Annotated in this window: 24 protein-coding genes and 2 pseudogenes; 14 read left to right on the forward strand and 12 right to left on the reverse strand. The window is 60.9% G+C overall.

Annotation, left to right across the window (positions count from 1 at the left end; all coding sequences use genetic code 11):
* The 4 genes and pseudogenes from ACCD05_RS25305 to ACCD05_RS25320 all read left to right on the forward strand — a co-directional run bounded on the left by ACCD05_RS25305 (position 1) and on the right by ACCD05_RS25320 (position 3687).
* The gene (locus ACCD05_RS25305) at positions 1-1026 is read left to right on the forward strand and encodes an AAA family ATPase (protein ID WP_413396159.1); all 1026 of its coding nucleotides are present in this window, start codon (positions 1-3) and stop codon (positions 1024-1026) included.
* Positions 1016-1420, forward strand: a pseudogene (locus ACCD05_RS25310) (TniQ family protein); the annotation flags it as partial. The gene ACCD05_RS25305 and the pseudogene ACCD05_RS25310, both read left to right, overlap by 11 nt.
* Positions 1421-1492: 72 nt before the next feature.
* Complete coding sequence (locus tag ACCD05_RS25315) at positions 1493-3205, forward strand: hypothetical protein (RefSeq protein ID WP_413396196.1); 1713 nt, start codon at positions 1493-1495, stop codon at positions 3203-3205.
* Between the two features lie 14 nt (positions 3206-3219).
* Positions 3220-3687, forward strand: a complete 468-nt coding sequence (locus ACCD05_RS25320; protein WP_413396161.1) for a hypothetical protein — start codon at positions 3220-3222, stop codon at positions 3685-3687.
* Here the strand turns inward: ACCD05_RS25320 and ACCD05_RS25325 are convergent.
* Positions 3667-3954, reverse strand: coding sequence for a hypothetical protein (locus tag ACCD05_RS25325; protein ID WP_413396163.1), 288 nt, complete (start codon positions 3952-3954; stop codon positions 3667-3669). The two genes, ACCD05_RS25320 and ACCD05_RS25325, sit on opposite strands and share 21 nt — an antisense overlap.
* A gap of 385 nt (positions 3955-4339) precedes the next feature.
* Between ACCD05_RS25325 and ACCD05_RS25330 the strand changes: the two genes are divergently transcribed.
* The 7 genes from ACCD05_RS25330 to ACCD05_RS25360 all read left to right on the forward strand — a co-directional run bounded on the left by ACCD05_RS25330 (position 4340) and on the right by ACCD05_RS25360 (position 13671).
* Entirely contained in the window at positions 4340-4972 is a 633-nt protein-coding gene (locus tag ACCD05_RS25330) for a hypothetical protein (RefSeq protein WP_413396165.1), read from the forward strand.
* A gap of 274 nt (positions 4973-5246) precedes the next feature.
* Entirely contained in the window at positions 5247-6929 is a 1683-nt protein-coding gene (locus ACCD05_RS25335) for a flagellin (protein WP_413396167.1), read from the forward strand.
* 125 nt (positions 6930-7054) lie between these two features.
* Entirely contained in the window at positions 7055-8074 is a 1020-nt protein-coding gene (locus ACCD05_RS25340) for an ABC transporter substrate-binding protein (RefSeq protein WP_413396169.1), read from the forward strand.
* A gap of 367 nt (positions 8075-8441) precedes the next feature.
* Entirely contained in the window at positions 8442-10082 is a 1641-nt protein-coding gene (locus ACCD05_RS25345; protein WP_413396171.1) for an arylsulfatase, read from the forward strand.
* Positions 10083-10272: 190 nt separating this feature from the next.
* A complete protein-coding gene (locus ACCD05_RS25350; RefSeq protein WP_413396173.1) occupies positions 10273-11682 on the forward strand; it encodes a DUF1214 domain-containing protein in 1410 nt (469 codons plus the stop codon).
* Positions 11683-11692: 10 nt separating this feature from the next.
* Positions 11693-12670, forward strand: a complete 978-nt coding sequence (locus ACCD05_RS25355) for a formylglycine-generating enzyme family protein (protein WP_413396175.1) — start codon at positions 11693-11695, stop codon at positions 12668-12670.
* Positions 12667-13671: an HAD family hydrolase gene (locus ACCD05_RS25360; RefSeq protein ID WP_413396177.1), complete on the forward strand. Its 1005-nt coding sequence runs from the start codon at positions 12667-12669 to the stop codon at positions 13669-13671. Before ACCD05_RS25355 ends, ACCD05_RS25360 begins: the two co-directional genes overlap by 4 nt.
* Before the next feature lie 19 nt (positions 13672-13690).
* Here the strand turns inward: ACCD05_RS25360 and ACCD05_RS25365 are convergent, their stop codons facing one another.
* From ACCD05_RS25365 to ACCD05_RS25380, 4 genes are all read right to left on the reverse strand, one after another.
* Positions 13691-14668: a transporter gene (locus ACCD05_RS25365; protein ID WP_413396179.1), complete on the reverse strand. Its 978-nt coding sequence runs from the start codon at positions 14666-14668 to the stop codon at positions 13691-13693.
* Between the two features lie 114 nt (positions 14669-14782).
* Entirely contained in the window at positions 14783-16483 is a 1701-nt protein-coding gene (locus ACCD05_RS25370; protein ID WP_413396181.1) for a hypothetical protein, read from the reverse strand.
* 125 nt (positions 16484-16608) lie between these two features.
* The gene (locus ACCD05_RS25375; RefSeq protein ID WP_413396183.1) at positions 16609-16899 is read right to left on the reverse strand and encodes a hypothetical protein; all 291 of its coding nucleotides are present in this window, start codon (positions 16897-16899) and stop codon (positions 16609-16611) included.
* A gap of 155 nt (positions 16900-17054) precedes the next feature.
* Positions 17055-17348, reverse strand: a complete 294-nt coding sequence (locus tag ACCD05_RS25380; RefSeq protein ID WP_413396185.1) for a hypothetical protein — start codon at positions 17346-17348, stop codon at positions 17055-17057.
* Positions 17349-17510: 162 nt separating this feature from the next.
* On the opposite strand from ACCD05_RS25380, the gene ACCD05_RS25385 reads away from it, so the two are divergent.
* Positions 17511-18122, forward strand: coding sequence for a GNAT family N-acetyltransferase (locus ACCD05_RS25385; RefSeq protein WP_413396187.1), 612 nt, complete (start codon positions 17511-17513; stop codon positions 18120-18122).
* Between the two features lie 34 nt (positions 18123-18156).
* Here the strand turns inward: ACCD05_RS25385 and ACCD05_RS25390 are convergent, their stop codons facing one another.
* Positions 18157-18861, reverse strand: a complete 705-nt coding sequence (locus ACCD05_RS25390; protein ID WP_413396189.1) for a hypothetical protein — start codon at positions 18859-18861, stop codon at positions 18157-18159.
* A gap of 196 nt (positions 18862-19057) precedes the next feature.
* On the opposite strand from ACCD05_RS25390, the gene ACCD05_RS25395 reads away from it, so the two are divergent.
* On the forward strand, positions 19058-19219 hold the full coding sequence (locus tag ACCD05_RS25395) for a hypothetical protein (protein WP_018897213.1): 162 nt from the start codon (positions 19058-19060) through the stop codon (positions 19217-19219).
* 133 nt (positions 19220-19352) lie between these two features.
* Here the strand turns inward: ACCD05_RS25395 and ACCD05_RS25400 are convergent, their stop codons facing one another.
* The 6 genes from ACCD05_RS25400 to ACCD05_RS25425 form a co-directional block, all read right to left on the reverse strand.
* On the reverse strand, positions 19353-20015 hold the full coding sequence (locus ACCD05_RS25400; RefSeq protein ID WP_413396191.1) for a GNAT family N-acetyltransferase: 663 nt from the start codon (positions 20013-20015) through the stop codon (positions 19353-19355).
* A 137-nt stretch (positions 20016-20152) separates the two neighbouring features.
* Positions 20153-21358 (reverse strand): adenylate/guanylate cyclase domain-containing protein, encoded by a 1206-nt coding sequence (locus ACCD05_RS25405; RefSeq protein ID WP_209235122.1) that lies wholly within the window; start codon positions 21356-21358, stop codon positions 20153-20155.
* Between the two features lie 172 nt (positions 21359-21530).
* Entirely contained in the window at positions 21531-22397 is an 867-nt protein-coding gene (locus tag ACCD05_RS25410; protein WP_209235123.1) for an efflux RND transporter periplasmic adaptor subunit, read from the reverse strand.
* Entirely contained in the window at positions 22394-22603 is a 210-nt protein-coding gene (locus ACCD05_RS25415; RefSeq protein ID WP_047515002.1) for a DUF1656 domain-containing protein, read from the reverse strand. Before ACCD05_RS25415 ends, ACCD05_RS25410 begins: the two co-directional genes overlap by 4 nt.
* On the reverse strand, positions 22600-24693 hold the full coding sequence (locus ACCD05_RS25420) for an FUSC family protein (protein WP_413396194.1): 2094 nt from the start codon (positions 24691-24693) through the stop codon (positions 22600-22602). Before ACCD05_RS25420 ends, ACCD05_RS25415 begins: the two co-directional genes overlap by 4 nt.
* Positions 24683-25138 (reverse strand): MarR family winged helix-turn-helix transcriptional regulator, encoded by a 456-nt coding sequence (locus ACCD05_RS25425; RefSeq protein WP_181459274.1) that lies wholly within the window; start codon positions 25136-25138, stop codon positions 24683-24685. Before ACCD05_RS25425 ends, ACCD05_RS25420 begins: the two co-directional genes overlap by 11 nt.
* Before the next feature lie 249 nt (positions 25139-25387).
* On the opposite strand from ACCD05_RS25425, the pseudogene ACCD05_RS25430 reads away from it, so the two are divergent.
* Positions 25388-25623, forward strand: a pseudogene (locus ACCD05_RS25430) (nodulation protein NodT); the annotation flags it as partial.

Genomic DNA, 25623 nt, shown 5'->3' on the forward strand with positions numbered 1-25623 from the left:
ATGAACTTCCAAGAGAAATTCAAGACACTTGAACAGTACGCCGCCGAGCAGGCTGCACGGACGCCTTCTCTTCCTGTCGCGGTTCCGCACTTCCACACGGATGCCTTTGAAAGCGACGAGGAGAGGGTCGCCGCCAGCAAGCTGCCCGTCACGACCAGGCAGTGGATGATCAAGAACCTCCTGGTGAAGTATCGTGTCTTCAAGGACGGCTATGACATCATCGCAGGGAACCATTTTCCGGTCGAAGGCGGCATGCCGGGAGCCGGAACGGTTGGGGCAATGCTCGGCGAGAGCCGCACTGGCAAGACAGCCGTGTGCAGCTACTATGCGGCCATGCATCCACCGCACTACGATGAAGAGGGCGAGATTTTTCCGGTCGTCCACATGACGGCCACGGTGAAGATGACGCCTGTCGAATTCGCTCATCAGCTCAATCGCCTGACTGCCGCTCGCTACGAGAAGAAGTCCGGCGGCAGCGGCGTGTACGTCGACAGTGCCTTGCTCAGGCTTCTCAAGGTACAGACGCAGCTGCTGATCATCGATGACGCGCAGTATCTGTTCTTCGATCGAACAGACAAAACTGCAGCGAACATGTTCAAGCTCGTGAAGGCGATCATCGACTACGACTGCCTCGCAGTTATGCTTGTCGGCGAGGAGCGCATCAATGATTATGTTTTCTCAATCAGGCCTTTCGCCAACCGCCAGTACAATTGGAAGGTCCTGAAGCCGCTTTCGGCCGGGCAGTCCGACATGGAGCGGTTTGCGAAGCTTCTCGGATCCATCGACCGCCGCCTGCCCTTCGCCAATCTCTCCGGCCTTGACCAGACATATATCGCCGAACAGTTCTATCGGTACTCCGGGGGCATGATCGGCCGCGTGATGAACATCATCGAGCCTGCAGCGTATATCGCGCTCAACAAAAGAGCGGCATCGGTGACCATCGAGCACCTGAGGGAAGCCGTTTCGACCCGTGTCGATGCTGGCGACAGCTACTCCTACTTCGGGTATCTCCGCCATGCTGCATAATCGCTTCCGCGCAGATCGGATCTTTTCACGCTGGCGTGTACGGCCGAGCTTCGGGGAGTCAGGCACGACCTACTTTTCGACGCTTGTCGCAGACAGCGAGGACTGCTCACCAAGAATTTTCGCAGATCAGGCCGGACTTTTGTCCGGCCCCAACCCCAACGAGCGAATTCTGGAGGAACTGCTTCGCCTACCGATCACCCAACAACAGAAGGCAAGCCTCATCCGATGGACCCCCATGCGCATTCACGAGAACCAATCTTGGATCTTGTGCGGCCACGAGATCACCGCGAGACGCTTTGCTCAGCTGGACCGTAAGTGCGAGCAATGTGTCAGGGAAACTCCATATCACCGTGTCTGGTGGGATCTCCAAGGATTCGAGATTTGCCCCGTTCACGATATTCCGCTTACGCGGCCTATCAAGCCTCGCGATCAGGACTACACGCGTTGGACCTTTCACGGAGTCCCTGTGTCCGCCGACACAGACCCGCCAGCTTTGTCGCGAAAGGGACGTGACAGCTACGAGGAATATCTCCTGCGTCGGCTCGGAGCAGTCGAGCCCGCCGCGCCCTGCCCGCTTCTGGATGACCAGCCTTTGGATCTTGTCATGAAAGCGGTTCATGAGATTGGACGCTTTCTGTCGAATCCGCGAACCGAGTCCAAGGCCTCACGAATGCCATCAACCGGATGGGCGAAGGGGTTCGGCGCACTCAAGCGGGACGCTGAGCATCTGGAACAAGCAATCAGTGACTGGCTCGTGGCAAATCACACCATCGAATCTCTTCGGCACGTCAACCTCGACAAGTTCGGATACTTTCGCCAGATGCCACTTCCAGACGGTATTTTGAAGGATAGGATCCGCGCCGCAAAACTTGCCGGCGCCGCGCGCCACGGTGTGCTCGTTCCATCTCTTCGCACAAAGCCTGGCGTCGATGTACCGCTTCATCTCGGCGCCCTGAAGGATCAGACCGCCCTCACCCGCTATGGAGTGGACGCGCTCCTACGAAAGGTATGGCCCGAGATGTCGGAACAAGATGCGAAAATCGGCATCCCGAAGCACATTGCAGACGAAGTCAGGAGAGTGGCCGCGGAGGCCGTGCCCCTGCGAGAGGCTGCGAAACTGCTGGGGTGCAGCGAACCCGCAGCCAAGAACATGGCGCGCTGTCTGTCAGTGGACGGACGCTCCGTCTCTGTTTTTAAAAAGACGGCCAAGACGTCAGCTCTGTATGTCATCAAGACGGAGTTGGATCAGATGCTGCAGGTGATCGGATCCCTGCCGCCTGAGCCTCGCGCAGTCCGAACGGTGGGCGTGCGAACTTATGGCCGCCATCATGCCCTCGGAGAAAGTCGCGTTCTGGCGGACGTCGTCTCAGGGAAGCTTCCCGCATTCGCAGGGGCAAACAGACGCCTCGACAAGGTCGTGCTAACGCGACCTGAGAAGTTAGGACGCGGCGGCAAACCGTCCCCGGTTGGCAGAACCCAAGTTCCCGCTGGAGCGATGCTCGGTTGCGAGTTTCATGGAATAACAGGCGCCGACGCAATTGGAACCCGGGAACTCGTTCGGCAAGGCTTCGTGAAAAAGTTCGGGACAAAACGGGGACTACTCGATCGCAAGTCCGCGATGGCCTTTCACCAGCGCTATGTGAATCCTGTCAGATACATGATGGGCAGAGGGATGATCGCAATAGAGGCGATCTGGGCGCTGAAGAAGATGGATCTTCCCTTGGCCTTCAAGCACGACTCCATAAGGCCATACTTCGCTGAGCGGAAAGAACTGGAGGCAAGGATCGGTCCACTCTATCGCCCCAAGGACGAAGCCATGGATCTCTGGCGCGCTCTGATCCGCAACGGCGCCGCCAACTGCCCGTCGTTCATAATCCCTGAATTGCCAGGTGATGGAGCCACCTATATCTACACGTCATCGAGGATGTTCTCGTTTAGAGTTCTCTTCGAAGATAAGGGGCTAGTCTTGAAGGCGACGTTCGCACCCACTTCGCGCCGTATCTGGTCGGTGTACGTGGCGAATTCGCAGGTCTTCCGGGAATTGCTTACGTCCTTCAAATGGAAGAGCCGGGACGGCGAAGTGGTCGCCAAGGCGGTTATCCGCGATGAGAGCGAGGTGGAAAGGGCTACGATTCAGCTCGGGCAACTGGCGGCCTACTTCCGCTACAAGATGCCATAGGAAGCTATGAACGCATGCCCGTGATCAGGCATGCGTTCATTTACAACCGCGCGGATAAAATGCGCTCGATCCTGATAACTGGAGGTTATGAAAATCAGGGTATCAGGCCGGAAACGGAGAACCCAATGCATATCCAGATTAATAGCCGAGTTTTCGAGGACACGGTCTTCATCGAAGTCAACGACGACGGACGCCTGACGTTGACGCTGAACGTTCCGCTGACCAGCGACTTCATCCAAATTGAGGAGGAGTTTTACCTCAAGGACGAAGAAGAATACGTGGATTGGGTAACCGGTCTTGTATTGCCGAGCGGCTACTTTGCCATTGGCGTCTTTAAGGGGCGCCGCTCAACGATTCCATTGCGTATCTTCCTCGTCGGAAAAGGACTTTCACTCGAACTGCTGGACGAGGCTGCGGTCTACCGGGCAATCGCTGCTCACGAAGCAAAGCTGAAAAATGAATCAAGCGGCTTCAGACGATAGGTCCTTATAGAAGCCATGTTTTCTTAGCTCGACGGTTGCGGGGTGGTCATGCTTCATCAGTGACCACTGACCGTGCTCTTTTTCGAAATCAAACCCGACCTGTGCTTGATCGCATATCTCAATCAGTCGTACGACTGCATCGTCACAGCCATTGGCCCGAATTAAGGCTCCGTAAAAGTCGATCTGAAAGCTGAGCTCGGGGAATGCGCCCCTCTCCAAACTCTCGGTCATTGATGCTAGTATCGGCTCGATCCGCTCGCGGTCCATCGCAGTCTCCAACTATCGTTGCTATCACAAGGATCTGCGTCACCCTTCGCCGGCGCAACCTAATCTCGTGGATGGATGTTAGCCGGAGCAGAACTCTTGCACGTCGAGTCGAAATCACGCATCCTGTTTTGAGAGCGTCAGACTCGACCTGAGACGGACATTTTTTGTGAATCCGCGCTTATGGTGACGGCGCTATAGCCAATTCGCACTTATGAGTTCTCAGTTCGCGTTTTTGCTAACTGGCTGCTGAAAAAAATCAAACGAATTCAACGATCCTCAATTCGCCTTTATGCGGCGACACTGACTCGGAACCGACACCCAAGTATCAACACCACGAAGCCCTGCCCCATGAGGACACGCCGACTTGAGCAATGACAACTCCGACTTGGAGAAGCTGGCGCGACGGTTTTATCGGGATCACAGGAAGGTGCTGGGTCTCGTCACCGAGCGCAGTCCCGGCTGGGGCTTTCCCGAAGCCGTGCGGCGCGTGTTCGGCGCCGAACCACGGCCTGGCAAAGCCGTGCGGATCGGCAACCGCAACTTCATCTACTCATCGCAGTCAGACAATCTCGTGAGTTTTCTCCCGGCGCGCTGGCGCGATGCGGTGGATGGCGCCAAGGGCCGGTTTCCAGGCTGCGAGAAGTGGTGGGCAGGCTATCCGTTCATCACCTGGGTGGAGGTGCGCGCCAACAATGACGGGACGAGCGGCTATCTGAAGCTCAACGCCGAAGTCGGGCCCATCTCCGACCATGATGCTCGCGCTCGGTTGATCGAGGCAGTCACATTGGCGGCCTCCGCCGGCGATTGGCAGCGCATCCGGTTCGAGACCAAGTCCGCCGACGCATCGCGGCTCTATTCGCGGTTTCTGCGGATGAATTCGCTTGTTCTCGACGATATCCGCGACCCTGATGAGACCGAGCAAAAGCTGATCCGGCTGGTCACCGACTTCGAGCCCGAAATCGAGATGGTCGGCACCGCCCTCTTGCAGCATCTGCGTCTGGCAAATAATGGCAATTGACACTGTCCGCCAAGGCAGGCATCAGCCGCGTTAACCATTCATTAACCATGTCTGGTGCAGAACCATGAGCGCAAGTGTTCGGGCCGTGGAGCCTTTTTGGTTTCCGCCGGGCAGCCTTGAAGTGACGGGTTCGCTCGCCAGTTCGGGGTGACGGTCTCGCCATTATGGCGGGCACCCTCGTGGTTAACCGTTAAAGATGTCCTCATCATCGCTAGCTCATCCGCCGGACCGATACTGACGTCCGACCGCTAGCCTGTGTCCAGGGCTTTTTAGCATGACCAGCCTGCTTACAAACACGTCCGCCATGAACGCACTGCAGACGCTGCGCACCGTCGGCAGCGATCTCTCCAAGACACAAAGCCAGGTCAGCAGCGGATTGCGGGTCGAGACCGCGTCCGACAACGCCGCCTACTGGTCGATCGCGACGACGATGCGTTCCGACCGCATGGCCGTTTCGGCCGTGTCGGATGCGCTCGGGCTGGGTGCGGCCAAAGTCGACACCGCAAGCGCTGGCGTGACCACCACAATTGAGGTCCTATCCGACTTCAAGGCCAAGCTTGTGGCCGCGACGGAAGACGGCGTCGATCGATCGAAAATCCAGGACGAGCTGGAACAGATGAAAGCCCAATTCGTTTCGACCGCGACTTCGGCAAGCTTCAACGGCGTGAACTGGCTGAACACCGACGATCCGCGAAACCTGGTCGAGCTTTCGTCGCTGCCCGCCAACCTCACCTCGTCCTTCATCCGAAGCGCCGACGGCACGGTCAGCGTCGGCCAGACGCAGGTCGATCTCGCCGACGTCAGCCTTTTCAATGTCGGCGGCGGCGGCGCGCTGCAGAAGGACATCCGCTCGCTTGGCGATATCGGCGGCTTGCGCAATGCATTGCTTTCCAGCGCGTCTAATTACGGGCGCCAGGGATGGGCGGTAACAGGACCGATCACATTGACGGGCTCGGACACAATATCGTTTGACTTGTCGATCGACGGTGGGCCGAACAATTCGATAACCGTCAGCAAATCGACAGTTGATGCGGCACTCGGAACCTCGGACGGTGCTATTCCCGATTATCGTCGGTACGCATTGGTTCTCAACCAAGCGCTTGCAGACGCCGGCCTGGCCTCCTCCGCTTGGGTCGAATGGGCCGTCGACTCGTCAATTCCAGCGATACCGATGGTCAGTTTCGTCACCACAGAACAGTCCGGCAGCAATGCATCGAGCATTTCCGTTTCAAATGTGCAGCAGCTTCCTGCGGGAAATGCCGGCGGATTGACTGCGGCTCCCCACATGGAACAGATCGGAACCTACGCGAAATCCCAATTCAACTTCACTGCACCGTTTCGCGTTTACCGAGACGTCAGCTTTTCCTTTGATGTCGGCGTTGACGGTGATCCCGCGAAGAGGGTTGTCGTTGATCGAAACCTCGTCGACAGCGTGCTCGGCACAAACGACGGCATGATCAATTCAGCGGCTGATTTTGTCAGCATACTAAGCGCGGCCGCAGCCGGTACAGGCATCGACATCACAGCAACCGGAGGCGTTATCTCTTTTGAGGTTGATAGTGCCGCATACCCGCAGATGGGCAGGCGCTCCTCGATGAACTTCGGAGACGTCACCGACAATCTCGGCCCGGTTGCGGATTTCGACATTCTCGACGTCGATATCACCGACGCCTCGGCGGATATCGCCAACTATCTCTCGGGCGTCGACGCGATGTTGAAAAGGGTCGTGGTCGGCGGCAGCGTTCTGGGCTCCGCCCAGAAGCGGCTCGACATGCAAACGGATTTCACCAGCAGTCTCGGCGACAGCATCGACAAGGGCGTCGGTCGCCTCGTGGATACCGATATGGAGGAAGCCTCGGCGCGGTTAGCGGCGCAACAGACCCAGCAGCAACTGGCCGTGCAATCCCTGCAGATCGCCAATAGCAGCGCTCAAGGGATATTGTCGCTCTTCCGGTAATGCCGGACGTATTCCGGCGAGAAATCGCCGGCTCCACATCTGGACGAAGCAAAGAGAATCATTGATTTCAAGAAGATAAACTGAAAACGTCGACAACATCACAATGTCGTTCACCTGACGCTTCAATGCCCCTCAATATCCTGTCCCGCATCGCTGCGACGGCCATACCGCTGTCGATTTCCGCCTTGTCCGCCACCTCGCCAGCCCTGGCGCTCGACAAGATTCGCTTCGGCACCGATTGGTTCGCCGAGGCCGATCATGGCGGCTTCTATCAGGCGGTGGCCGACGGCACCTATGCGAAATACGGCCTCGACGTCGAGATCGTGCAGGGTGGCCCAAGCGCGCAGAACCGGGCCATGCTGCTCGCGGGCCGGCTGGACGTCTATCTCGGCACCCAGCAGGAACAGCTTGTCGGCCAGGAACAGGAGATCCCGCTGGTCGACGTCGCGGCGATCTATCAGAAGAACGCCCAGGTCATCCTCGCCCATCCGGGCAGCGGTATCGACAGCTTCGAGGATCTCGCCGGCCTTAAGACCATATTCATGACGCAGGGCGGCTTCGGCACCTATTTCGAATGGATGAAGGCACATTTCAAAGGCTTCCGCGACGAGCAGTTCCGCCCCTACAACTTCAGCCCCGCCCCCTTCCTCGCCGACGAAAACGCCGCCCAGCAGGGCCTCGTGACATCGGAACCCTATGCTGTCGAAGTGGAGACGGGCATCGAGCCCCGTATATTCCTGCTCGCCGACAGCGGCTACGCACCCTACGCGACGATGATCACCGTCCAGCGCAAGTTGATCGATACCGATCCCGATCTTGTCCAACGGTTCGTCGATGCGTCAATAGAGGGTTGGTACAACTATCTCTACGGAGACAATGCAGCGGCAAACGCATTGATCAGGAAGGCCAACCCCGACATGACGGATGGCCAGATCGACTATGCGATCGACAAGATCAAGCAATACGGGATTGTCGACAGCGGTGACGCGCTCGACAAGGGAATCGGCTGCATGACCGCCGCGCGTTACGGCGAATTCGCCAAACAACTCGTCGCGCTCAGGCTGCTGAGGCCCGACACCGACTACACGAAGGCCTTGGACACCCGCTTCTCCTGCAAGGGCGTCGGCTTGAGCTTGAAGAAGTAGACGACGCCTTCCACTATTTCAGCTCTTCGAAATCCCCGTGCTTCCAGCTGCCGTCAAAGGCCGGCTTGTCCGGGCCGTAGATCCGGATGTAAGCGAACCAGCCGCGACCGGCACGGTCTTGATCCAGCACCCCTCCTGCCCCGCCGGCGCGGTCGGGCGCGTGGCCCTCTTCTTTACGGGCCCCACACACAGGCCGCCCCGTTTACGCACCGGTTACACCGCCATTTACCGTTACGTACTTACGCGCGTGCGCATAAAGCGAAAGGCTCCCCTCGCGTCGGCTGACGACGATTAAGATCCGGCGGCACCGGCCGCCTGGCACAAGGGAGACCGCAATGTTGAACGATCCATCGGTGAGGAGCGCGTCATGACGAACTCCCTTCCAAAGAAGCTGTTTTCGGCAACGGTCGCGGTCGCGATGGCGCTGACGTCGACCACCTTCCTCTCTCCGGCCAGAGCCCAGCAGGCCACACCGGCTGCCCCCGCTCCCGCAGCGGAATCTGCGGCGACACAGGACACGTCCAAGCCCAACATCCTCGTCATCTTCGGCGACGACATCGGCCAGACCAATATCAGCGCCTATTCCTTCGGCCTGGTGGGTTACAAGACGCCGAATATCGACCGCATCGCCAAAGAAGGCATGATGTTCACGGACTATTACGCCGAGAACAGCTGCACCGCGGGACGCTCGACCTTCATCACCGGGCAGGTCTGCCTGCGCACCGGCCTTTGCAAGGTCGGCATCCCCGGCGCGACCGTCGGGCTGCAGCCGCGTGACATCACCATCGCCCAGGCCCTCAAGCCGCTCGGCTACGCCACCGGCCAGTTCGGCAAGAACCACCTCGGCGACCGCGACGAGTTCCTGCCGACGAAACACGGTTTCGACGAATTCTACGGCAACCTCTATCACCTGAACGCCGAAGAGGAGCCCGAACGACCCTATTATCCCAAGGGTGACGAGGAATTCGTGCGGTCCAATGCGCCGCGCGGCGTCCTGAACGCGTCGGCCGACGGCAAGATCGAGGATACAGGTGCGCTGACCACCAAGCGCATGGAAACCATCGACGACGAGACGACGTCTGCGGCCATCGACTTCATGGACCGGCAGGTCAAGGCCGGCAAGCCCTTCTTCACTTGGATGAACACGACCCGCATGCATGTCTTCACGCATGTCAGGGACTCGATGAAGGGCCAGAGCGGCATGCCGGGCAACGAATATGCCGATGGCATGGTCGAGCATGACGGCGACGTGGGCAAGCTGCTGCAGGCGCTCGACGACCTGAAGGTCGCCGACAACACGATCGTCGTCTACACGACAGACAACGGCCCCAACCAGTTCTCCTGGCCGGATGCGGCAACCACCGCGTTCCGCAGCGAGAAGGACACCAACTGGGAAGGCGCCTTCCGTGTTCCCGCGATGATCCGCTGGCCGGGCAAGATCAAGGCCGGCGAAGTGTCGAACGAGATGATGTCGGGCCTCGACTGGTTCCCGACCCTGGTCGCGGCTGCCGGCGAAAGCGACATCAAGGAGAAGCTTGCGAAAGGCACCTCGATCAGCGGCAACCAGTTCAAGGTTCACCTCGACGGCTTCAACCAGCTTCCGTATCTCAAGGGAGAGCAACCGAAGTCCGCGCGTGACGAGTTCTTCTACTTCAACGACGATGGCGAACTCGTCGCCTATCGCTACGACAATTGGAAGATCGTCTTCTGCGAACAGCGGCAGCCGGGTGGCTTCGTGGTATGGGCCAATCCGTTCACCTGCCTGCGCGTGCCGAAGGTGTTCAACCTCAGAATGGACCCCTACGAGCGCGCCGATGTCGTCTCGGATCAATATTACGACTGGATGATGAAGAACGCCTATCTCGTGCAGTATGGCGTCTACAAGGTCGCTCCGTTCCTCCAGACGTTCCGCGAATACCCGCCGAGCCAGCGGCCTGCGAGCTTCAGCGTCGACCAGATGATTTCGGCGCTGATGAACTCGATCGACCAGGGTCCAGGCGCGAAATAGCGGAAAGCCGAATTGCCGGGCGCGGCACGATCGCGCCCGGTACAGCATTCGATCGCGGAGCGCGGGACGGCGCCACGGTCTCCATGCGCCCCGCCAGCGTAAATTTACGCGCTTATTTACTGTTGCGTACTTACGCGCGCACGCGTGGATGGCCTCTAGTGCACAAGCAACAAGAGTGGAGTTCCATGCAATGAGACTTCTGGCGCTTGCCTTGACGCTCCTTCTTGCCACCCCTCTTGCCGCGGCCGAACATGGTGCCCGCAAGATCTTCGACGCAGAATTGGAACGCGCCGCCGTTGAGGCAGTGATTTGGGGCATGCCGGCCGTGAACTACGACCTCATGCGCCAGGAAATGCTGACTAAGACACCCGGGAAAGTCGGCGGCGTCATCTATTGGGGACGCCCGCTGGATTGGAAGAACCAGACGCTGACGCCCAATCCGGATGCGCTCTACTTCATGGTCTTTTTCACCACGAAGGACGGACCAGTCGTCCTCGATCTGCCCCCGGCCGATGGCCGTGCCTCGTTCAACGGCAACATCGTGACGGCATGGCAGCTTCCTTTGGAGGATGCAGGCCTGCTTGGTGTCGACAAGGGCAAGGGCGCAAAGTTCGTTATCCTGCCTCCCGATTTCACGGGATCGGTGCCTGATGGCTTCACGCCGCTGAAATCCGAGGTCTATGGCGGCTACATGCTGTTTCGCTCCAACCTCGCCAGCCACTCCGACGCCGATGTGAATGCCTCCATCGCCTACGGCAAGAGGCTGAAGGTCTATCCGTTGTCGGCGGCTCAGAGCCCGCCCGAGACCAGCTTCTCCGACGTGAAGGACATCATGTTCGATAGCACGATCAAATGGGATGCGAGCTTGTTCGATAATCTCGACAGGGTTGTTCAGGAGGAGCCATGGATCGAGCGCGACAAGATCATGATCGACAAGTTGCGGACAATAGGCATCGAAAAGGGCAAGCCGTTCGCCAAGGACGCGCGCACCGAGCCACTGCTCGACAGGGCTGTGAAGGAAGCCCACGCCTTTCTAGCGGCCAGATATGACGCAGGCCTTCCGCCGTTCTTTTCCGACAAAAGCCGGTGGACCTACCCGGCCTATCCGAGCCTGATAAAGGCGGCGGCATCGGACTTCAAGGAGCCGGACGCCTATCCCGTTGACGACCGTGGCGTCGCCTATCACTACGCCTATATCGGCATCAAACGACTGGGCGCCGGACAATTCTACTCCATCTCGATCCGAGACAAGGATGGCCGCGACTTCGATGGCGGCAAGTCCTATCGCCTGCGGGTCCCACCCAATGTTCCCGTGCAGCAATACTGGTCCGTGACCGCCTACGACCGCGAGACCCATGCGCTTATCAAGAACATGCCTCGGGCCAGCCGCTCATCGCAGATCGCCGAGCTTGAGAAGAATGAAGACGGCTCTGTCGATCTCTACTTTGGCCCCAAGGCACCAAGGGGCAAGGATGCAAACTGGATCCCGACGGACGGGAAGCGAAAGTTCGAGCTGATGTTCCGGGCCTACGGGCCGACTGAAGAGTTTTTCGCCAAGAAATGGGTACTTCCCGACGTCGAAACCGTGAAGCATCGTTGAGGACAGAAACATGACGCTTGCATTCAGCGACACCATCGACATCGACGCAGCACCGGCGGGAATGGTCTGGATCGAGGGCGGCACCTTCACCATGGGCTCGGACAACCACTATCCCGAGGAAGCGCCGGCGCATCCGGTGACGGTGGATGGGTTCTGGATCGATGAAACGCCCGTCACCAACCGCAAGTTCATGGAGTTCGTCAAGGCAACCGGCCATGTGACCATGGCGGAGAAGGCGCCGGACGCGCGCGACTATCCTGGCGCGCTGCCGCACATGCTGCGGGCCGGCTCCCTGCTCTTCACGCAGCCGAAGACGGTGAGTGGTACCGACATCTCGCAATGGTGGAGCTTCAAGTTCGGCGCCAACTGGCGGCGCCCGCTCGGCGGCATCAGCGATCTGCGCGGCAGACTCGACCATCCGGTCGTCCACGTGGCGTGGTCGGATGCGAAAGCCTATGCCGATTGGGCGGGCCTCGAGCTTGCCACCGAAGCGGAATGGGAATTCGCCGCGCACGGCGGATCGGAGAGCGAATATGCCTGGGGCGACGAACTCTCCCCCGATGGCAAGGCGATGGCGAACACCTGGCAGGGCATATTCCCGACGCAGACGACCAAGCCAAAGGGTGAGGAGCGGACATCGGCGGTTCGCTCCTTCCCGCCCAATGGTTACGGCCTGTACGACATGATCGGCAATGTCTGGGAATGGACATCGGACTACTGGACAACGCGCCATCCGGAGCCCGCGAAACATTCCTGCTGCATCCCGAGCAATCCGCGCGGGGGTGAAGCGGAGGCGAGCTACGATCCGCGCCTGCCCGATATCCGCATTCCGCGTCGCGTGCTGAAGGGCGGCTCGCATCTCTGCGCGCCGAATTACTGCCGCCGCTACCGCCCGGCCGCCCGGCACGCCGAACCGGAGGACACTTCAACGAGCCATGTCGGCTTCCGCTGCATCAAGCGGGTTGGCAGCAAGGGAGACGCGCGATGACCGCGATGGGACAATTGCTGGCCGCCGCCCGCGCCTGCCTGCTCGCCGTGACCCTGCTTGCCGCACCGGCGGTGGCGCTTGCGCAGGAACCATTGGCCTCGTGGAACGACACCCCTGCCCGGCAACGGATCATCGATTTCGTCAAAGCCACGACGACCGAGGGCGGCGCCGGTTTCGTTGCTCCGGATGATCGCATCGCCGTCTTCGACAATGACGGCACGCTGTGGACCGAACAGCCCTTCTATATCCAGCTCGGCTTCATGCTCGACCGGGTGAAGACGCTGGCGCCTGAGCATCCCGAATGGAAGACCAAGGAACCATTCGCCAGCATCCTGAACGGCGACGTCAAGGGCATCGCCCGGGGCGGCGAGATGGGGATGGTGGAGCTTGGCATGGCAACGCATGCCGGCATGACGACGGACGAGTTCGAAAAGATCGTCACCGATTGGTTCGCGACCGCGAAACACCCGAAATCCGGCCGGCCCTACACCGAGATGACCTTTCTGCCGATGCGCGAGTTGCTGGACTATCTGCGCGCCAACGGCTTTACGACCTACATCGTCTCCGGCGGCGGCGTCGAGTTCATGCGGCCGGTGACGGAAAAGCTCTATGGCATCCCGCCGCAACAGGTCGTCGGCAGCACCATCGCCACGCAGTATGCCATTGTCGACGATGTGCCGGTGATGAAGCGCCTGCCGAAGATCGATTTCATCGATGACGGCCCCGGCAAGCCCACCGGGATCAACAAGTTCATAGGCCGCAAGCCGATCTTCGTGGCCGGCAATTCCGATGGCGATTATGAGATGCTGCGCTGGGTCACGGCCAAGACGCCCGGCTTCGCTCTCATCGTGCACCACACCGATGGCGCGCGTGAATATGCCTATGACCGCCAATCCGCCTTCGGCAAGCTCGACAAGGCGCTGGACGAGGCCGAACGCCGCAACTGGCTTGTCGTCGACATGACGAACGACTGGAAGAAGGTCTTCGCCTTCGACCAGTGATCCGGATGAATCGCGCGGCCTACTGCACCGCGACCGGCTTGGTGATCGACAGCGGCATCGAGATCGTCAGAAACACCGAGTCTCCTTCCGCGCGGTTCTCGGCGGCGAACTCGTGGAAATATTTGATCCGCGCCGAGATCGGCAACTCTCCGGCCTTGAAGTTCCAGCCGATCGTCGCACCGATCGCAGCAACCCGTCCCTTGAACGGACCGAAGGCGCCCTCGCCGCTATCCCCCGTCAGCTGGTCGTAATAGTAGCCCACCAGACCCGCGTCGAACTGCTCGTTGAAATGCTGCACGGCTGCCCATTCGAAGTGGAACTCGGTGCCGGTGCGATAGTTCGTGTCGGGGTTTTCGCCGTTGAAGGTCACGCCGATCGCCGCCGAGAGATCGAGGCCGATCTCCGGATCGAGCCATGTTCCGGCAGCGCTGACATCGGCACCCCAGCGGTGAAACGCGATGTTCGAGATCTCGCCATCCTGATAATCGCCGATCGGGACGTTGACGAGAACGCCCGTGGTCCAGTGGAAATTGCCGGCATCCCAACCGAGCGTGCCGCTGACGAGCGGATCACCGACGGTAAACACCGTGTCCTTGGTGGCGCCCGACAGCACGCCGCCGCCCGGCCCCGATAGCGTAAGGTCGGCGATCGTCTCTTCCCAGCCGACGGGGATCGTCGCGCCGAGCCCGAGCCGCCCGCCCATCACTTCCTCTGGAACGACCCAGATGACGGTCGGTGCCGCGAGCGCCGCCTTGCCCTCGACGCCGACGGCGACGCGGCCGCCGGTCGGAAGCTGCGTGCCGCCGCCGAGATCGCCCTTGTAGAGCCAGATGTCGTTTTGAAGGTAGACGCCGGGTGGTGGGAGGATACCTGCGGCCGGGCCCTTGGAACCAAGCAGATAGAAGCCGGCACCGCGTTCGGCGGCGGTGGCCATGTGCGCGCAGGCCAGCATCGATGCGCCGGCAAGAAGCGCTCCGGTCAGAAATCTCAGTTTCATGCTCGTCCCCTCATTCGTCCCATGGCCCTGCCTTTCGGCTGCCCCGGACCTGCAACAAACCTTCAGTCCCCCCATTCGCCGTCGCAAGTACGCAACGGCAAATGCGCCCGTAAATCACTGCCCCGCAATGCTCGCGACGGCCTCGGAGCTCGCGCCCGCCTTCCCCAGTCCCGTCTCCAGGCTTATGACGAGCTCCGGCCGAAGCTGCGCCATTTTCGCCGCCTGCCGGAAAGCCGCAATAAATGCCGCCCGATCAGTTGCAGCCTCCCCCAGACGCTGCGCCGCGCTCTCCGCGCCGAGCTCGCCAAGCGCAGCCACGCGAATGGCGCGCGTCAGGATGTCGTTGCCGACGGCCTGCTCGGCGGCAAGCGACGCCTCCGACCACCGCGCGTTCCTGTAGGCTTCAAGTGCCAGCACCAGCGAGGCGTCGCGCGGCGGCGTCTCCTCCATTGCGACAGCCTCCCGCGCGAGGTCGTTCGCCGCCTTGAAGTAGCCGGCGGCAAAGAGCACGAGGCTGAGCGACGCGGCATTGGCCGAATTGTTGGGATTGAGCGCCATCGCCCTGTTTCCCGCATCGATCGCCGCATCCAGCCGTCCGCTGGCGAAACGCGCCGCCATCAGCGCCCCTTGCGCGCGATCGGAAAGGGGCGCGGTGGAAACCGCGGACTTCGCCATCTCGAGGGCTTGCGGAATGGTTGCGGTATCGCGGGCATAGAGCCGTGCCAGCATTGCGCTGGTGTCGGGATCCTCGGGATCACCCGCAAGCGTCCGCTCCAGGCATCCGCGAAGCCCCTCCACGCCGCCGCCGCTTTCACTGCCGTCGAGCATGAATTCCGCCCTGGCAACGCAGGCATTGCCTAGAGCATCCGCCGGAGCCTCCCTCGCCTCAAGCGCGTTGATCACGCCACGCGACGATGCGATCTGCCGCGCGACCGCGCCGGAGATCTCGAGCCTTATGGTCGCCGGCTCCTTGCCCTCGGTCTCGACCCGCTCCAGCCCCGATTTGAGCAATGTGCCGCTCGCGGTATCGACGACCTGCCACCAGACGGAGCGATCGTCGCTGTCGGCGTAATATTTGAGATCGACCTCGTAGCCTCGCCGCGCCGGCTGCGTCGGCGAGCCGGGCCTCGTCACCACGATCGTGTCGAAGGCGGAGAGCGCGGTCAGTAGCGTGTCACGGGCCACACTCGCCTCGCCCGCCATGTCAGGCGAGGCCGCGCTCATCAGGATGGTCACGGCAGGCTTCAGCGTAACCACGGGACGATCGATCGCCTTCCAACCCACGACGCCCGCAAGCGCAAGCAGCCCGACGCAAAGGGCCACCGGCATCCAGCGCCGCGATATCGCAAAACGTGGCAATGACACCGCGGCGTCATCCGGCCCGCTATCGGCCAGCGTTGTGTATGCATGATGGGCAAGTTGCGTTGGCGCTGTCTGCGCACGACCGCCTACGGCAGCCTGCGGAAACAGCGCGACATAGCTGCCTTTCGGAATATGGACGGAGACGCCCAGTTCAGCGCCGAACGCAGCATAATAACCGTCGAGCGCGGCTCTGAGACGGCTGATCTCGATCCTGACGATCGGGTCGATGGAGGCATCGAAGTTGCTGGAGCGCCCAAGCACGTCGAGCGCGATCGAATAGGCTTTCACACCCTCGGTGCATCCTGCAAACCGGCGCTCGGCGAGGTAACGCAATATGTCGCGCTGCCGGTCCGACACCCGGAAGCGGCCATCCGCAAGGAGCCGCTCCAGCTCCGCCTCGGCCTCTTCAAGGCTGACCTCGCATGCCCTCTCACCGTGTACTTCAGCACTCATGGGCTGCCCCCCGATACGCACTGACCACTAAAGCAGAACAGGAAAACTATCGCGCACTTAACATTAAGTTGCAATACGAAACGCTAACAAGCCAAATAAATGATACATTTCGTGACAGGTACGCTTCAATTTCGGATATGTGAATTCGTGCGTAGGATGTGCTGAGTTACATCATCCTCGATGCCGGAACACAGCCCTTCATATTCGCTGGTCCGCACCTGGTCACCTGCCCTGCGAAAAGTCTCGAGCGCGACCGCGGCGATCTCATAGGCTTCGAAGAGCTCATAGAGATCAGGCGATCGCGATGCGGCAGCCTGCAGGCTCGTGCGCAATGCGGGCAACTTCAACATCAGGCGCGCGAGGCCGCGCCGCGCCGCGTTGCCGGTCGTTCCGCCTGTCCCTCCCTGCCTGTTCATCGTCGTGAAGGCCTCCCCGCAAGGGTAATCGAGAGAGACTAGAGGCAGTGTCCCGTCGGCGTAAGTACGCAACGGTAAACAACGCGACGTTACGCCGGCACGACAGGCTCGGCGCGCCACCTAGGTGGATTTTTGCGGGGAAGGCAGCGTCGAAATCACTGCGGCTTACCAACCGGGCCGGCGTCCTGAATTGCGTCGCCGCCGCGCCCGGTCGGCTGCACGACACGCTGTTGCCCCGCCCCCATCCGCATCCACCACGTATCGGACAGAACAGGTGCTGCAAGCGCGCCATCGTGCGGGTTGGGCTTGATGACGTCGCGGACGGAGATCATGGCGCCCGGCGGTGTGCGCCTGGCCGCTTTCTCCTGCGCCAATAGCGGGGCCGCCTGGCCCGCGACCGCGGCGGCGATGACGAATGATGTGAGCGATACTGTCCTGTTGCACAGCATGAGCATTCATCCAGCGGGAGATGAGAGAGAGTGTAAGGCCGAAAGCCTGAGGAAGGGAAGTGGTCGTTGAAAATACTGTTGCCAAGGGCTCGGAGACAATGCGAGATCGGTCGTTTCGCCAGCACTTGCAGGCGCCGACGACGATGAGCAAGGACGCCTTGAATGAAGACCAATCCGCCGCTGCCGATGGGCTATTCCGAACTGCCGCGTGGCAAGCTCGCCAATGTCGTGACGTGTCTCGAAATGCGCGAGAAGCCCGACGTCAGCGTGCCTGCGCCAGGTGCTTTGCGTTTCGAACGTTGGCAGGCGCCTTCGCTTGAGGACTATCGCCAGCTGTTTCGCGAAGTCGGCGAGAATTGGCTCTGGCTCTCGCGGCTGATCATCAGCGACGAAGCGCTCGCAGCGATCATCCATGATCCCGATGTCGAGATCTACACGATCCTGTCGGAAGAAGGCCGCCGGATCGGCCTGCTTGAGCTCGATTTCCGCGAGCCGGGCGAATGCGAGCTCGTGTTCTGCGGCCTCGTTCCCGATGCGATCGGCCAGGGCGCCGGCAAGCTTCTGATCACCCAAGCGGTGGCGCGCGCATGGGCGCGGCCGATCAACCGCTTCTGGCTGCACACCTGCCATTTCGATCATCCGTGGGCGATCTTCTTCTACCAGAAGGCCGGCTTCAAACCCTATGCCTTCCTGGTCGAGGTGATCGACGATCCGCGCCTCTCCGGCCATATGCCGGAGACAGCCGCTCCGCACGTTCCCCTGCTTCGCCCCTGATCGGCACATCGCTCAGGACCACAAAACATCGGCGTTATCGATCGTAACGCCGCCGCATCTCTGCCGCCGCCAAAGGCAGGGCGGCACTTGCGACCGCACCGAGTGGCAATCGCCGCAGCAATCTGGTCGCAACGAAGGTAAACGCCATGGCGCCGGCAAGCTTCGCCCATGGGTATGATCCGAGCTGCTCGTGAGCGCTGGCATCCGCCCATTTGGCATTGGCGCTGACGACGGTGCCCGCCTGCTCTCGGATGACGTGAAGCCGGGCGCGCAGATTGTCGACCTCCTCCTGCAGCCGCCGCAGCGATCCTTCCTCGTCGAGCATGTCTGCATCGGCCACGTGATCGTCTTCGAGCACATAATCGGCCGGCGGTCCTTGCTGGCCCTCTTCGGCCGGGGCATCGGCCTCAAGAGCAGCCAGGTGCTCCCGCAACGCGGCCTCCGTCTCAAGCCCTTCCGGCTTGCCTTTCTTCGCCCCCGCAGCCTCGCTGGTCTTCATCGACGCAGTCGACGACGCGGCGACAGCCGGATGCTCGCGAAGCTCGTCCGCCGCGATAAACACATCTGTCTTCCCCGCCTCGTGATCGGGATGCGACACCTCGACATCGACGCTGTCGGCAAGCTCAAGCGCCTGCTCCGCGTTCATGATACCCACCGCCACGCGCCCCTCCTCGGATGTGACGGCGACTTCGACGATGGGCGGCTTCGACTTCTTTCTCATGCCAGTCTTTTTTTCCATGCAAAGTCTCCTTTGGCAGGGAAACACCTGCGGGACTCGATGGGTTCCATGACAGGTCAATCAAATTCGCTGCGACAGACCGTCTCTGGAACGCGGTCTTCCCAATCCCCATATATGTCTGGACCACGGAGCAGATATCGCGACGAACCGCGATCCGCCTTCCGCGATAACCCACACAATGGATTGGAGACAAAGGATGGCTCAAGCCACACGAACGGCTGCGTCCGAAGGACCCTATGATGCGGTCACGCTTGCCAAGAAGCACCGCATTTCGGTCGAGGATGCCAAGCAAATTATCGAGCAATATGGCGACGATCGCAAAGCGTCCGACAAGGCCGCGCGCCGCATCGCCGTCTGAAACGCAATGCGGCGGCCAGAAACCAGGCCGCCGCACACGCTAAAAATAGATGTATAATATCAATGGATTGCCGAGAATTTCGGAATCACATTGAAAGATCGCTCAACAAGCGCTCGAAGTCGTCAGCAAGAGCTCAATCGAAGCGCAGTTTGCTTTTCTGCTGCCCGGCATCGTCGAAATTGTCGGGATCGAGCCAAGCCTCGTAGCCGGCCTTCAGCTTCGGCCAGTCGGCGTCGATCATTGCGAACCACGCCGTATCGCGGTTCTTGCCCTTGGCCACCATATGCTGGCGAAACACGCCTTCGAATGTGAAGCCGAAACGCTCAGCCGCCTTCTTCGAGGGCTCGTTCGAATTGTTGCATTTCCATTCGAAACGGCGATAGCCGAGCTTGTCGAAGGCGAGCTTGGCGAAGAGATAGAGCGCCTCGGTGGTAACGCGGCTGCGTGCGATCGCCGGTCCCCACAAGATGTTGCCGATCTCGATCACCCCATGCGTGGCATCGATGCGCATCAGCGCCTGACGCCCCTCGGCCCGGCCAGTGCGCTTGTCGATGACGGCGAAGAACATCGGATCCGCCGACGCCTCGGCCTTTTCGAGCCATGTGGTGAAGGCTGCCATGTCGGCAGGCGCGTCCTCGAAGAGATAGCGGAAACGATCGTCGGCGCCGGGCTGCTGCGCCGAGGCGAGCAGGTCGCGCCCATGGCGGCCCGCGTCAAGCGGCTCAAGCCTGACATAGCGTCCTTCGAGAGCAATACGCTCCGGGCGCTCCACGCCCTTCCAGTTCGAGAGATCCATCCAAAATTCCCCATTGCGCGATGAAGCGACCCTGCCTCCTCGACCGAGGGGCCGCTGTATTGATGTGCTGTTTTAGAGGCTGCCGAATTACTTTGCGAGGTCTAATTTGGCCAATGGCAATCTCAGAACCGCCACCATCACAGCGTGGGCAGAAGCGTGAAGAGTTCCTGGGCGCGGTTGACGCCACGCAGCGCGTGCTGGCCGATGGACGTCAGATCGATCTGCGTCGAGGGAACGATCGCCGCGAAGCTCGCCGACATCAGCACCTTGCGCTGCAGCGATCGACAGAGCGACACGATGCGGCTGACCTCATTGACGGCGGGTCCGATGACCGTGAAGTCGAGACGGTCCTTGCTGCCGATATTGCCGTAGAACACGTCGCCCATATGCAGGCCGAGATAGACATCCGTGACCGGCCGGCCCTCGATGCGGCGCTGCGCCGTGAGGTCGGACAGCCGCTTGTCGAGCAGGGTTCGTGCCTTCAGCGCCGAAAGACAGGCCTCGCTCGGCTTCTCGTCCTTGAAGATCGCAAGCGTGCCGTCGCCCATCAGCTTCAGCACCTCGCCGCCCGCCTCCTGCACCGAGGAGATCACCGCATCGGCATAGTCGTTGAGCATCGGAATGATCTCTTCCGGATCGACCGTGTCGGAGATGTGGGTGAAATTGGCGAGGTCGGAAAACCAGAGTGCCGCCGAAATCCGGTCGCTGCGCCCGCGCGTGATCTTGCCGTGCAGCACCTGGTTGGCGGCGTCGTCGCCGAGATAGACCTTGGCGATCGTTCCGGCGACCCCGCTGACCGTCACGCATTTGACGGCCAATGCCAGACAGGGAAGCAGTTCGCGCAGCGCGGCCAGATCCTGCTCCGAAAAGCCGTCGGCCGCCCGCGTGGCGAAATGCGAGAAGAAACAGTCGATCTCGCCGATCGCTCCCTCATCGCCAAAACGATGCGCCATGGCGACAAAGTCAGTGAAACCAGCGGCTTTCAATTCGTCGAGAAGGTAGAAATCGGCGGCGTCGCCGCGGAGGAAAGAGCGGCGAACCTCGTTGGCGTCTTCGAGCTCAAGATAGTGAAACGCCGAGCGCAGCCAGTTGTCGGCGAAATTGCCCGCCCCGGCAACGCCATAGGCCGAGATGCGCTCTACCGCCTCCAAGGCATCCCACCGGAACGCGCGACCTTCATAGAGCGGATGCAGCGTATCGATGACGGCAACGGACCGGCCGATTGGTAGCCCGTTCGCGACGCAGCGCTCGCAGAAACCGTCGAGCAGGTCGGCCTCGGAAAGGCCTTTCAGCCCGCTCTGCATCAGCCATGTGGTGATTTCGATGACGTGGCGATCGTCCACGGGTGTCTCCTGATCCCGGATCATTGAGAATATCCGGGCATTCGTAGGTTCAGGCATGCGCGGACGGGCTTAATCCGCGCATGCCTCGTCACAGCCCTTGAAGGACCCGTGGGCCGTAACGTGTCGGGTCATGCGTCAGGCGCCGAACCGACTACCTCACGCCATGGTTAGATCACTCGATGATCGTGACGCTTGCCGTGCGACCGGCGACCAGCGCGGTTTCGCCCGGCGCCCCGTCGAGCGTCACCCGAACGGGAACGCGCTGCGCCAGGCGAACCCAGGTGAAGGTCGGCGTGACGTTGGCGAGCTGCGCACCCGTATCGCTGCGCTCGCGGTCTTCTATGCCGCTGGCAACGCCGGTGACGCGGCCCTTGAGCGGCTTTTCGCTGCCCATCAGATAGACCAGCGCCTCATCGCCGATCTTGATGCGATCGAGCTTGTTCTCCTCGAAGTAGCCGGAGATGTAGTAGGAATCGGTGTCGATCAGCGCCGTCACGGCACTGCCCGCCGTCACGTAATTGCCGGGACGCATCGAGAAGTTGGTGAGCACGCCGTTGACGGGTGCGCGCACGACCGAGCGGTCGAGGTTGAGCTGCGCGGTGTCGCGGCTGATGACGGCCTGGTTATAGGTCGCCTCGTCCTGCTGAACCGTGGTTTCCGCCTGCTGGATCTTCTGCCGGGTCACCGAGCTCTCGCCGAGCTTGCGGTAGAGATCAAGATCGCTCTTGGCCATGTCGAGCGCGGCCTTGCTGCTCTCCATCTGCGCCTCGGCCTGGCGTAGCGCCAAAGCAAAGCGAGCCTGGTCGATGCGGAAGATCACGTCGCCCTTCTTGACCGTCTGGTTGTCGGTCGCATCGACTTCGCTGACGATGCCGGAAACGTCCGACGCCAGGTGAACGACATCGGCGCGAACCTTGCCGTCACGCGTCCACGGGTCGTTCATGTAGTAGTCCCAGAGATGCCAGCCCAGCACACCGGCCAGCGCCACGACGACGCCGGTCAGAAGGAAGCGGCCGGAATAAGCAAGAAGCGATTTCATAGTGACACCTTGTTCAAAGACAGCGCGAGCGCGCCGAGCAGGCAGAAATACATGGCCGTATCGAAGAGTGGCCGGTGCCACACGAGACGATAGAATCCGATGAAGGCCAGGATCCGCCGCAGGATGGAGTTGAGAAAGAAGGCAACAACGGCGATTGCCGCGAGCGTTGGTATGAAGACGCCATAGAGATCGAGTTCCGGTCTCATGCCGCGTTCTCCTTTGCGAGTTGTCCGCCTGCCTGAATGGTCGCGTCAGGCATCACGAAATTCGCATCCGGATACAGATTGTAGCGAAGCGACGTGATGGCCCGTCGTGCGCCCTCGACGGCCGATGACGGATTTTGGTTGATGAGGTCGACCAACGATGTGTCGATCGCCTTCAAGAGGCCCTCGCCCGGCTGGGCGTGGCCATGTTTTTGCTTTTGCTGGTAGAGGCCGGCAATTCCCGACAGAACCTCGTCGACATCCTTTCGGCTGTCGCGCGTCAGCAGCTGCCGGTGGCGCTGCAGTTCCATCGTGTTCAGGCCATTGCGCAGATCGCCAAGGATGTCGTTCTGGGCGACGGCGGATTCGACCGGGATGCGCGCCAGGCGCGGCGCAACCAGACCGAAGCGATCCACCATGCGGTAGAGCAACCTTGCGAAGTCAGGTGCATCCGACTTGCGCGCCACGGCAACGATATCCGCCCAGCCGGCCCGCAGCACGCGGTAGGCCGTCCACTCCGCGCCGACGGAGCGCACCAGCACCGTGGTGCCGCAGGCAATCACCAGGCCGACAACCATTGCCATGTTCGAATTCAGGAACGAACTCAGGTCTGGGTTCAGGCGATCCTGCAGGGCCAGCATGTTCGGAAAGTTGACGCCGAAGCCGAGGCCGTAAATCATCAGCGATGGTTTTGGCATCAGCACGCCGGCCGGAATGAGCACGAGGCCCAGAGCAGCCGCCAGCGGCAGGTAGCCATGCACGAGCGGCAGCAGGCCGAACTCGAAGACGAAGGCCACGGCGACCGCGAAGATCGACACATACATGAACTTCAGCATCATCGGCGCCGGATCGTCCATCGTCGCGAAGATGCAGCAAAGCACGCCCGCCATCATCGCGGCAGCGCTACCCTGTGACCAGCCGGTGAGGATCCAGAGCCCTGCGGCAATGAAGGTCGCCAGCATCACAGAGAGACCCGAATGGATCGCCATGCCGTAGTCGCGGTGGATCGGCGCGCGGTCGAATAGCGTACCGAAACGCTGCCAGCGCAGTTCGCGGCGGCCGCCGGTCTCGATGTCGTCGCGCAGCGCCAGACAATCGCTCCAGATCTGCAGCAGGTCGCGCAGACGGGAGGTGAAATTATGGGCGAGAAGGCCGTTCCATTCCTGCTGCTCGCGGCCTTCCTGCTCGGCCTTTTCCATCAGCGCAAGAATTTCCTGCCGCTCGACCTCGCCATAGGGGGCCTCGTTCGACAGCAGTTCAGTCACGCGCCTGATCAACTCATTGGCCGAGACCGTGAGCTTGCCGTCGGTCGCCTTGCGGAAGGCATGAAGGAGATCGGCCAGGCCGGAGACAACGGGAAGCATGGCGACCATGCGCTGCTGCAGCGTGCGTGTGCGCCCAACCATGTCGCGCAGACCCGACGTGTCGTAGGCAACATGCGTGGTGAAGCTGTGCAGATCGACCGCATCGGCAGCCAGCTTGCGGGCGGCCGCCTGCAGCGCGTCGCTCTTGTCGCTGCTGTTCAGCGTACTGATGGCGAGTGCCGCGATATCGTGAACCCAGCTATTCATACGTGCGGCGAGCACGGGACCGGCATGGCGCGGAAAGACCAGACGGCTCACAAGCGCAACACAGATGATGCCGAGCGCGATCTCCTCGACGCGGGCAACCGGATAGGTGAAGGCGGTCTCGGGGTTGGCGACGATCGGAAAACCGGTGAGCGCCGTCGTATAGCCGGCCAGCATGAAGGAATAGCTGCGCGGCGTGCGGTCGAGCAGACTGACACCAAGGCAGAACGCCATCCAGAGCGCGATCGCCAGCGTCAGGAGCTCCGGTGAATTGACGAGATTGGGCACCAGAATGACGGTCATCGCGCCACCGATGGCGGTGCCGATCAGGCGATAGATCGCCTTCGACGTGCTGGCACCCGACAGCGGGTGCGCCACGATGTAGACCGAGCCAACCGCCCAGTAGGGATTCGTCAGATCGAAGCAAAGCGCGATCAGAAGCGCCAGCATCGCCGCGGTAAAAGTCTTGATGGAGAAAACGACATCCCAGATGCTCGGGGAGATCGGATTGTGGCTACTCGTCATTGTCCTGCGTTCCGGTTATCGCCGCGGTTCGATCCGCGACGGCGCGCAAAACCTCGATAGCGGCATCGACCTGGTCGGGGTCGAGATCGCCAAGGATTTGCTCTCGCAACTTTGCCGCACAACGCTCGGCGCGCTCGGCGACCGCTGTGCCCTCCCCGGTAAGCTGCACCAGCTTGATCCTCCGGTCCGCCTCGTCAGCGACCCGGCAGATCAAGCCATCATTCTCCAAACTGTCGAGCACACGCACGAGCGTCGGCCCTTCCACCCCGACCCGTTCAGCCAGCACATTCTGCGGGATCCGGTCACCATGCCGGATGAGCGCGATGAGCGGTGCGGCGCTGGCGTCGGAAAGCTTGTGGTCGGTCAAAACGGCGTTGAGCGCACGGCGCCATCCACGCCCGCAGATCATCAGCAAGGGTGCGAACTCGGTCCAGGTCTTCTTCATGTTCGTTGTCATGGAATTAGATAACATCCTATCGATTTGAATTCAATGATATTGGTGCATAGCTGCCATTCGATAGTTGGCGAACTCTTATCCGCCCATTGTCTGGTGATCCCCCTATCAGCGCGCCGAGCCCCCGCTGCGCTTAGCTTGCCATGTGAAGTTGCTCCACGACATGGAAAGTAAAAATTAACCATAAGCGATAATAGATTGTTAGCGAACCGCCTTGCGGTCATCGCCTATGGAGATTTCATGCGCCGCATCGCAATTCTTGCCGGATTATCCGTTCTCGCGGGCTGTGTGAGTGGCCCGGATCATGTTCCCCCGCAGATGCCCCTCCCGGCCAAGTTCAATGAAGGCTCGGCCAAGGCCGACGGCGACGTCTCGACGGTCGCCTGGTGGACCGCCTACCGCGACACCCGCCTGAACGGACTGGTGGTCGAAGGTCTCAATGAGAACCTGTCGATCCAGCAGTCGCTGGAGCGCAT

Source organism: Rhizobium sp. Rhizsp42 (assembly GCF_047304155.1).
GTDB lineage: Bacteria > Pseudomonadota > Alphaproteobacteria > Rhizobiales > Rhizobiaceae > Rhizobium.